General features: G+C 72.2%; 1 protein-coding gene. It reads left to right on the top strand.

The genetic code is table 11. The annotated features are described in order from the left end of the window. The coding region (locus SB719_RS22745) for a polysaccharide deacetylase family protein (RefSeq protein ID WP_412160121.1) at positions 1-234 on the top strand (234 nt) is incomplete at both ends.

Here is a 234-nt window from a genome sequence, read left to right on the forward strand (position 1 = left end):
CGGCCGGCGCGCCGGCCTTCCCCTGGCCCGAGGGGCAGCGTGCGGCAGTCAGCCTGGCGTACGACGATGCGCTCGAATCGCAACTCGACACCGCGATCCCGGCGTTGTACCGGCACGGCCTGAAGGCCAGCTTCTACCTGACGCTGTCGGCCGACAGCGTGCAGCGCCGGCTGGCGGACGGGCGCGCGGTCGCGCGCAGCGGCCACGAACTCGCCAATCACAGCCTGTTCCACT

It is taken from the genome of Pantoea sp. SIMBA_079, assembly GCF_046940275.1.
Classification (GTDB): domain Bacteria; phylum Pseudomonadota; class Gammaproteobacteria; order Enterobacterales; family Enterobacteriaceae; genus Pantoea; species Pantoea borealis.